The following is a 4,855-nucleotide window of genomic DNA, read 5'->3' as shown; positions in this document are numbered from 1 at the left end:
GCCGAAGACCAGGCTCGGCCGCAGCACCAGGCCGTCGAGCGCGCCGGCCTGCGTCAGCCGCAGCAGCGCCGCGTCGGCCGCGCGCTTGGTCTGCGCGTAGCGCGTCGGGTTGCGCTCGATGCCCAGCGCCGAGACGTGCACGACGCGCCGCACGCCGGCCTGCGCGCAGGCCTCGAACAGCGCCTGCGGGGCGGCGGCATGGACGGCCGCCATCGGCGCGCGCGGCGAATCGCGCAGCACGCCGACCGCGTTGACCACGGCGTCGATGCCGGCGAGGTGGGGCAGCCAGTCCTGCGGCAGCGTGGCGTGGATGAAGTCCAGCGCGGGCGCGCTGCGGCGGCTGCGGGCGACGACCGCGTGCCCCGCGCCGGCGAGTGCGTGCGCCACGGCGCGGCCGACGAAGCCGCTGGCACCGGCGAGCAGGACGCGCATCAGCGGCCCCCCCGTGCGCCGCCGGGGACGGTGCAGATGCCCTCCCGGCAGCCTGCGCTGCGGCGCGCGGCACGGCGCGCCGCACGCTCGAACAGCGGGCCGATCAGCCAGCCCGGCAGGCGGTACCTGTGGCGCACCAGCACCGGGTAGGCGCGCCGCGCGGCCTGCGAGACGAGCGGCAGGCCGAGCAGGCCGCTCACCAGCGGCAGGCCGGCGGCGGCGTAGGCGGCGCGGAAGGTGTCGACGCCGACGTAGACGCGGCCTGCCGCGTCGACCGCGTGGATGGCCTCCATCAGCGCGGCGCGCGGGGCGGGGCCGCCGGTGAAGTCCGCCGGCGAGCAGTCCACGAAGGCGAGCCGGCCGGCGCGGTCGCGCGCCTGGAGGTGGCGGATCTCGCCGCTGCACAGGCGGCAGCTGCCGTCGTAGTAGAGGGTGAGCGGATAGGCGGGGCTGGTCTGCATGATCGTCACTTTCGATATTTCAGTCAAAACAGAAATAAAGGTGCAAAAAAAGAGACCGGAAAGCGATCTCAGAGCATGGGCAGGCTGGCATGGCGGTCGGCCTCGTCGTCGCCGTCCGGGCCGCCGGGCCGGGGCGCCCTGGCCGCCGCGTCGCCGCGCACGAAGCGCTGCACGCTGGCGCCGAGGCTGAGCACCTTGTCCAGCGTGCCGGGCGACAGGCGCAGCATCTCGTCGGCCCAGGCGCCGAGCTTGTCCATCAGTTCCATCGTCGCGCGGATGCGGTCCTGCGCATCGGCCGGCTCGCGGGCGAAGTCGGGGCTGGCGACGATCTCGCGCAGCAGGCGGGTGGTGGGGTCGAACTCGCGCTCCTTGCGCTCGCGCACCACGGTGCGGAACAGCTCCCACACGTCGACGCTGGTCTCGAAGTAGTCGCGCCGGTCGCCCAGCACGTGCGTCACGCGCACCAGGTTCCAGGCCTGCAGTTCCTTGAGGCTGTTGCTCACGTTGGAGCGGGCGACGTTCAGCGTTTCCGACAGCGCCTCGGCGTGCATGGGCTTGCCGTGCACGAAGAGCAGGGCGTGGATCTGCGAGACGGTGCGGTTGACGCCCCACATCGAGCCCATCTCGCCCCAGTGCAGGACGAACTTGCGTTGCAGTTCGGTCAGTTCCATGGCGCTCAGTGTATGGTTTCCGAAATTTCTGTCAACAAAGAAATTGATCGAAAGGAGCGCCGCCGTTGAAATGTCGATGAGCGATGAAAACTGTATTTATGTACAGTATTTCCATGGCCGACGCCCACATTCCCCTGCATGCCATCAAGGGCCGCGGCGCGGCCTCGCGGCTGGCGCACCGCTTCGAGAAGGAGGCGCGGGGCAGCTTCGACGACGGCTGGGGCACGCTCGAGGAAGAGGACTTCGTCACCGCCGCCCCGGACGCCGTGGCCACCGAGGTGCGCTTCGAGGACGCGAAGTCCGTGCTCGGCGGCAACGACTCGCCCGACATCCCCTTCGAGCGCTCGCTCAACCCGTACCGCGGCTGCGAGCACGGCTGCATCTACTGCTTCGCCCGGCCCACGCACAGCTACCTCAACCTCTCGCCGGGCCTCGATTTCGAGACCAAGCTGATCGCCAAGCGCAACATCGCCCAGGTGCTGCGCCAGGAACTGGCACGCCCGCGCTACCAACCGGCCGAGATCGCCATCGGCACCGCCACCGACTGCTACCAGCCCATCGAGCGCGAGCTGCGCCTCACGCGCTCGGTGATCGAGGTGCTGCAGCAGGCGCGGCATCCCTTCGCGCTGGTCACCAAGTCCAGCGCCGTGGAGCGCGACCTGGACCTGATCGCGCCCATGGCCGCGCAGCACCTGGCGGCCGTCTACGTGACCGTGACCACGCTCGACGGCGAGGTCGCACGCACGCTGGAGCCGCGCGCCGCCGCGCCGCACCGTCGGCTGCGCACCATCCGCACGCTGGCCGAGGCGGGCGTGCCGGTGGGCGTGAGCGTGGCGCCGCAGATTCCCTTCGTCACGGAGGACATGGAACAGGTGCTCGAGGCCGCCTGGGACGCCGGCGCGCGCAGCGCCTTCTACACGGTGATCCGCCTGCCGTGGGAGGTGGCGCCGCTGTTCCGCGAGTGGCTCGACGTGCACCACCCGCAGCGCGCGGCGCGCATCATGGCGCGCATCCGCGAGATGCGCGGCGGCAAGGACTACGACGCCGACTGGAGCACCCGCATGAAAGGCACCGGCACCTGGGCCGAGCTGATCGGGCAGCGCTTCGCCAAGGCCACGCGGCGCATCGGCTTCAACCGCGAGCGCATCGTGATGGACCTCTCGGCCTTCCGCCCGCCGCGGGAGGACGGGCAGGGCAGCCTGTTCTGACCTTCAGCGGCCGGGCTTCTTCTTCGTCTTGCGCATTGGCATGGGCGCATTGGCCGTGCGCAGCGCCGCCTCGACCGCGCGCCGTGCCCACAGCGCGGCCGCCTGCCGGTCCTCGAACACCGTCTCGGGCGCCTGGCGGTAGGAGGTCGTCATCTTCCTGCCCTGGCGCTCGAAGCTGAAGGCCGGCAGCGCCAGCGCCTCGAAGTGCGGCAGCGTCTGCGCGTCGGTCTTCAGGTAGAGCACCTCGCGCACCACCAGCGCGAACATCAGGTCGTCGTGGTAGACGCCGTAGCCGCCGAACATGCGCGCGATGCGCACCGGCCCCAGGCTGGCGAAGACGTCGTGCAGGGTGTCGCTCAATTGGCTCATCGGGCAACCTCCGTGCTTCGCACCGCGGTGCGAGCCCCCTTCGGAACGGCCGGGCGTGGGCTCATGCCGTGATCTCGATGCGGTTGCCGTCGGGATCGAGCACCACGCTCTCGTAGTAGCCGTCGCCGGTGCGGCGCGGGCCGTCGAGCACCGGGTGGCCGGCCTCGCGCAGCCGCGCCGTGAGCGCGTCGACCTGCGCCTCGGAGCCGACCGCCATCGCCACGTGCGTCCAGCCCATGCGCTGCGCGCCGGGCGCAGCCGGCTCGGGGCGCAGCGCGGTGGTGCTCATCGCCTCGATGCGCGCTCCGCCCGCGAAGGACAGGAAGCGCGAGGCGAAGCCCTTGGCGGGGTTGCGGTACAGCGGCCCGGCCTCGGCGCCGAAGTGCTCGGCGTAGAAGCGGACGCAGCGGTCGAGATCCTCGGTCCAGAGGGCGATGTGGTCGATGCGCATGGGCGGGTGGAGGCGGGTGCGGCGAAGTGCGTGTGGCGCGCCCATGCTAGTGCCGGTTTGACCTGCGTCCAACTCGTTGATAGCATCAACAAAATAACGAACCCCACGGAGACGCCCATGACAGCCTTTCGATTCGATGCGCGGCGGCGCGATGCGCTGCGCCTGCTCACGGCCGGCGCGGCCGCGGCCGCCTGCCCCGCGCTGCGCGCGCAGGAGGCTTTCCCGTCCCGGCCGATCCGCGTGGTCGTGCCCTTCGCCGCCGGCGGCGCCATCGACGTGGCGGTGCGCGCCATGACCGACCGCGTCGCGCAGGAGGTGCGCCAGCCCGTGGTGGTGGAGGCCAAGCCCGGCGCGGCCACCATCCTCGGCGCCGAGGCGGTGGCCAGCGCGGCGCCGGACGGCTACACCGTGCTCGTCACCACCAGCAGCACCACCATCAACAACGCCGGGGCGTACAAGAAGCTGCCCTACGACCCGGCGCGCAGCTTCGCGCCCGTGACGCAGGTGTCGATGGGCAGCGTGATGTTCGCGGGCCCGGCCAATGCGCCGTACGCCGACCTGCAGGGCTTCGTGCGCTGGGCCAAGGCGCAGGGCCGGCCGATCTCGTACGGCAGCTGGGGCAAGGGCTCCTCGGCGCACCTGTTCGGAGAGCTGCTGCGCATGCGCCACGGGCTGCCGATGCAGCACGTGCCCTACAAGGGCGACGTGGCCGCGCTCACCGACCTGCGCGGCGGCGTGATCGACAGCACCTTCTGCAGCCCGGTGAGCGCGCGGCCGCTGGTGCGCGCCAACGCCGTCAAGGCGCTGGGCATGACGGGGCCGCGCCGCTCGGGCGGCCTGCCCGAGCTGCCCACCTTCGGCGAGCAGGGCCTGGAAGGCTTCGAGCTGGCGGGCTACGTGGCCGTGTACGTGCCGGCCGGCACGCCGGCGCCGGTGATCCGCAAACTGAACCAGGCTTTCGTGGCCGCCATCCGTACGCCCGAGGTGTCGCAGCGCCTGATCGACCAGGGACAGGACCCGGTGGCCGGCACGCCGGAGGAACTGGCCGCCGTCTACGAGCGCGACGCGCCGCAATGGCTGGCGCTGATGAAGGCCGCGGGCGTGGAGCCCGAATGAGCCGCGACATCCACCCCGGAACCACGATGCCATGAACTCCCCCCAGGAACACCGCCGCCTCATCCCCATCCGCAGTGCCTACGAGCTGCCGGAGCCCGGCATCCGCGACGAACTCGTGCGCACCGGCCGCGGCACGCCGATGGGCGA

The 4,855-nt window shown here is 71.8% G+C and carries 7 protein-coding genes; 2 read left to right on the top strand and 5 right to left on the bottom strand.

What is annotated here, in order from left to right:
* The 3 genes from ACIY1X_RS06000 to ACIY1X_RS05990 all read right to left on the bottom strand — a co-directional run.
* Positions 1–432, bottom strand: a 432-nt coding sequence (locus tag ACIY1X_RS06000) for an NAD-dependent epimerase/dehydratase family protein (protein ID WP_399678899.1), incomplete at its 3' end; no start/stop codon positions are given.
* Complete coding sequence (locus tag ACIY1X_RS05995; protein WP_399678897.1) at positions 432–893, bottom strand: thiol-disulfide oxidoreductase DCC family protein; 462 nt, start codon at positions 891–893, stop codon at positions 432–434. The genes ACIY1X_RS06000 and ACIY1X_RS05995, both read right to left, overlap by 1 nt.
* Positions 894–961: 68 nt before the next feature.
* A complete protein-coding gene (locus tag ACIY1X_RS05990; RefSeq protein WP_038206193.1) occupies positions 962–1,564 on the bottom strand; it encodes a GbsR/MarR family transcriptional regulator in 603 nt (200 codons plus the stop codon).
* Between the two features lie 113 nt (positions 1,565–1,677).
* Between ACIY1X_RS05990 and ACIY1X_RS05985 the strand changes: the two genes are divergently transcribed.
* Positions 1,678–2,772 (top strand): PA0069 family radical SAM protein, encoded by a 1,095-nt coding sequence (locus ACIY1X_RS05985; RefSeq protein ID WP_399678894.1) that lies wholly within the window; start codon positions 1,678–1,680, stop codon positions 2,770–2,772.
* A 3-nt stretch (positions 2,773–2,775) separates the two neighbouring features.
* On the opposite strand, the gene ACIY1X_RS05980 is transcribed toward ACIY1X_RS05985, so the two are convergent.
* Positions 2,776–3,141: a TfoX/Sxy family protein gene (locus tag ACIY1X_RS05980; RefSeq protein WP_399678892.1), complete on the bottom strand. Its 366-nt coding sequence runs from the start codon at positions 3,139–3,141 to the stop codon at positions 2,776–2,778.
* A gap of 61 nt (positions 3,142–3,202) precedes the next feature.
* The gene (locus tag ACIY1X_RS05975; protein WP_399678889.1) at positions 3,203–3,592 is read right to left on the bottom strand and encodes a VOC family protein; all 390 of its coding nucleotides are present in this window, start codon (positions 3,590–3,592) and stop codon (positions 3,203–3,205) included.
* Positions 3,593–3,709: 117 nt separating this feature from the next.
* Between ACIY1X_RS05975 and ACIY1X_RS05970 the strand changes: the two genes are divergently transcribed.
* The gene (locus ACIY1X_RS05970) at positions 3,710–4,708 is read left to right on the top strand and encodes a tripartite tricarboxylate transporter substrate binding protein (RefSeq protein ID WP_051953245.1); all 999 of its coding nucleotides are present in this window, start codon (positions 3,710–3,712) and stop codon (positions 4,706–4,708) included.
* Positions 4,709–4,855: the final 147 nt, after the last annotated feature.

The organism is Xenophilus sp. (genome assembly GCF_044462705.1).
GTDB classification, from domain to species: domain Bacteria; phylum Pseudomonadota; class Gammaproteobacteria; order Burkholderiales; family Burkholderiaceae_C; genus Xenophilus; species Xenophilus azovorans.
This window is presented reverse-complemented; position numbering and strand designations above follow the sequence as displayed.

Excerpts from the sequence above, each read along its gene's own strand:
- ACIY1X_RS05995 (WP_399678897.1), bottom strand. The coding sequence starts at position 893 with ATGCAGACCAGCCCCGCCTATCCGCTCACCCTCTACTACGACGGCAGC.
- ACIY1X_RS05990 (WP_038206193.1), bottom strand. The coding sequence starts at position 1,564 with ATGGAACTGACCGAACTGCAACGCAAGTTCGTCCTGCACTGGGGCGAG.
- ACIY1X_RS05985 (WP_399678894.1), top strand. The coding sequence starts at position 1,678 with ATGGCCGACGCCCACATTCCCCTGCATGCCATCAAGGGCCGCGGCGCG.
- ACIY1X_RS05980 (WP_399678892.1), bottom strand. The coding sequence starts at position 3,141 with ATGAGCCAATTGAGCGACACCCTGCACGACGTCTTCGCCAGCCTGGGG.
- ACIY1X_RS05975 (WP_399678889.1), bottom strand. The coding sequence starts at position 3,592 with ATGCGCATCGACCACATCGCCCTCTGGACCGAGGATCTCGACCGCTGC.
- ACIY1X_RS05970 (WP_051953245.1), top strand. The coding sequence starts at position 3,710 with ATGACAGCCTTTCGATTCGATGCGCGGCGGCGCGATGCGCTGCGCCTG.